The 1383-nt window shown below is 70.9% G+C and carries 1 protein-coding gene; it reads right to left on the bottom strand.

The features are described from left to right. A partial coding sequence (gene murJ / locus ABZ885_RS41220; protein ID WP_360200353.1) for a murein biosynthesis integral membrane protein MurJ occupies positions 1-1311 on the bottom strand: 1311 nt, incomplete at its 3' end. Positions 1312-1383 lie beyond the last annotated feature (72 nt).

Here is a 1383-nt window from a genome sequence, read left to right as displayed (position 1 = left end):
GGCGTAGGCGGCGGCCATCCCGGTGACCGCCCACCGAGGAGGCAGCCAGAGGTGGCAGGCCACGGCCAGGACGATGTCGATGCCGCTGATCCACAGCGCCATGCGGAACGGCGTGCGGGTGTCCTCGAAGGCGTAGAAGCCGCGCAGCAGCAGGTACTGCGCGGAGAACGGGACCAGTCCGAGCCCGAAGGCCTGCAGCATGTGGCCCAGCGGAACGGTTTCCGCGGCGGTGGTGCCACCGTGGGCGAACAGCAGCTCCGCGATCTGCGGGCCGAAGACGACGAAGAAGAACGCCGCAGGGACGATGACGACGCCGCTGACGCGGAGCGCGCGGGACAGGTCGGCGCGCAGGTCGTCGAGGCGGTGCTCGGCCGCCGCCCGGCTCATGCGCGGGATGAGGGCGGTGACGAGGGAGACGGTGACGATCGACTGCGGCAGCATCCAGATCTGCTGGGCGTAGCTGTAGGCGGTGTAGCCGACGCCGTCCTGCGGCAGGGCGGCGTCCGCGGCGGAGGCCAGGCGGGTGACCACCGTGCCCGCCACGAGATTGGCCAGGACGAACAGCAGGGTCCAGCGGGCCGCGCTCACGCTCCTGCGCAGGCCGGAGCCCCGCCAGCGGAAGCCCGGTCGCAGCCGGAATCCGGATGCGTGGGCGTACGGAACCAGGGCGATCGCCTGGAGGGCCAGGGCCACGGTGGTTCCGATGCCGAGCAGCCTGACCTGGGAGCCGGTGATGTCCGAGACCGTCTCCGGGGTGGTCATAAGGCCGAGGTAGAGGCCGAACACGGTGATCAGGACCACGTTGTTCAGGACCGGCGTCCACATCATCGCCCCGAACCGGTTCCGGGCGTTGAGGACCTGTCCGAAGATGCTGAACACGCCGTAGAAGAAGATCTGGGGCAGCAGGAAGCGGGCGAAGACCACGGTCAGCTCGAACGCGTCGTGCGTGGTCGGCGTGTCCTGCTGGTAGACGCTGATGATCTCGGGAGCGGCCCAGGTCGCCAGCGCGGCGCCGGCCCCGAGGACGCAGAGCACGAGGGTCACCAGACATTGCTCAAATGCCGTCCCGCCGTCGGCGTCCTGCGCGCGGGCCCGGACCAGCTGCGGGACCAGGACGGAGTTCAGTGCGCCGCCGATCAACAGGAAGTACAGGCTGGTGGGCACCGTGTTGGCCTGGTTGTAGGTGGTGGCCAGCAGGCTGGTGCCCAGGGCCGCTCCCTGCAGCACCTGCCGGATCAGCCCGGTGGCGCGCGAGACCACCGTCCCCGCGGCCATCAGCGCGGAGGAGCGCAGCACTCCGCCGCCGCCCACCGGCCGTCTGGGCGCAAGCCAGGACGTCAGGAGCGGGCCCCGGAATCACGGCCGGCGGTGGACGGCTGACGG

The organism is Kitasatospora sp. NPDC047058, from assembly GCF_040643935.1.
Taxonomy (GTDB): domain Bacteria; phylum Actinomycetota; class Actinomycetes; order Streptomycetales; family Streptomycetaceae; genus Kitasatospora.
The sequence above is the reverse complement of the archived record's forward strand: the minus strand, read 5'-3'. Positions and strand labels throughout refer to the sequence as shown.